Annotated in this window: 2 protein-coding genes; one reads left to right on the forward strand and one right to left on the reverse strand. The window is 64.1% G+C overall.

Going from position 1 to position 1,637, the window contains the following annotated elements; genetic code table 11:
* Window positions 1-743, reverse strand: a 743-nt coding sequence (locus AAC023_RS14480; protein ID WP_339742025.1) for an alkaline phosphatase D family protein, incomplete at its 3' end; no start/stop codon positions are given.
* Between the two features lie 106 nt (window positions 744-849).
* Between AAC023_RS14480 and AAC023_RS14485 the strand changes: the two genes are divergently transcribed.
* On the forward strand, window positions 850-1,637 hold a 788-nt coding region (locus AAC023_RS14485; RefSeq protein WP_339742027.1), incomplete at its 3' end, for an RluA family pseudouridine synthase.

Below are 1,637 nucleotides of genomic sequence, written 5' to 3' on the forward strand. Positions count from 1 at the left end.
TCGCGATAGCTGTCATTGGCGGTCTCGTGATCGTCCCAGGTCATGATCCAGGGCGCCGCGGCATGGAGCGCCTGCAGGTCCGGATCGGATTTGTACTGGGCGTGGCGGGCAACATAATCGGCCAGTGAAACCATTTCATGGACCGGATCGGGCACGCGATTGAGCGCCTCGGCATCGCCGGTCGCATACTGGCCCATCGCATATTCATAGAGGTAATCGCCCAGGTGGAGGACGAGATCGAGGCCACCATTCTCCGCCGCCTCGCGATAGACATTGAAATGCCCGGCCGGGAAGTTGGAGCAGGACATCACACCGATCCTATAGGTGTCGACGGCACCGGCCGGGAGGGTGCGCGTCGTGCCGACCGGCGAATAGGTCTCGCCGAGACGGAAACGGTAGAAATAGGTCCGGCCCGGCTCAAGTCCGGTCGCGAGGATTTTCAGCGTCCCCAGCGGCTGCATCATGACATAGCGGATATCCTGCCCGCTCTCGAAGACGATGTTTTCGAAGGCTGCATCGCTCGCGACCTCGACACCGCGATAGCCGCCACCATCATTGGTCAGGGCGGTCCACAACATGATGCTGGTCTGGTCGGGATCGCCCGAAGCGACGCCATGGCGGAAGGGGCCGTCCGTGCTGGCAGGGCGGAAAGCCTTGATGCGCGGTGCACAGGCCCCGACGGCGAGTGATGCGCCGGCAGCGCCCATCAGCGCGGCGCGGCGCGTCAAATTGATCTTGCTCATTTTGCTCTCCCGAATTCCGGACCGGCCGGTTTTGCGCCCGGCCTTCTGCATCCGCAATAGCGTGCGATTGTTGCGTGTTCGCGACAGCAAGGCTACTCGCTTGTGGATGAGCACCGCAAATCCCGACATCCGCACCCTCACCGCCGACGATGAACAGGTCAATCAGCGTATCGATCGCTGGCTGACCGACGCGCTGGAGGAGTTTTCCCGCTCGCGCCTCAAGGCGCTGATCGACAGCGGCCAGCTGACCTGCAATGGCGAGGTGCTGGCCGATCCCTCAGCCAAGGTCGTCCCCGGTGCGGTCTACGCCCTCACCGTGCCGCCGCCCGTCGCCGCCGATCCGGTGCCGGAAAAGATGGATCTCGACATCCTGTATGAGGATGATGATCTCGTGGTGCTGGTCAAACCGGTCGGCCTCGCCGTGCATCCGGCGCCGGGCAACTGGTCGGGCACCCTCGTGCACGGCCTGTTGCATCATTGCGCCGGCTCCCTGTCGGGCATTGGCGGTGTCGAGCGGCCGGGCATTGTCCACCGGCTCGACAAGGATACGTCGGGCGTGATGGTCGCGGCCAAGTCGGATGCGGCGCACAAGGGGATGACGATCCAGTTCTCGCGTCACACCGTCGAGCGCGCCTATATCGCCTTCACCCGCCACTCGCCCAACCCGAAGGATGGCCGCATCGAGACGCAATTGATGCGCTCCTCGCGCGACCGCACCAAGTTTGAGGTCCCACACGATCCCAACAGCACTGCCGGCAAACACGCCATCACCAATTACGTCACCCTGGCGCGCTATGGCCAGGATCCGCACGCCTCGATCGGTGCCGGTCTCGCCGCCAAGATCGAGTGCCGGCTCGAGACCGGCCGCACGCACCAGATCCGCGTCCACATGGC

Source organism: uncultured Maricaulis sp. (genome assembly GCF_963976135.1).
Classification (GTDB): domain Bacteria; phylum Pseudomonadota; class Alphaproteobacteria; order Caulobacterales; family Maricaulaceae; genus Maricaulis.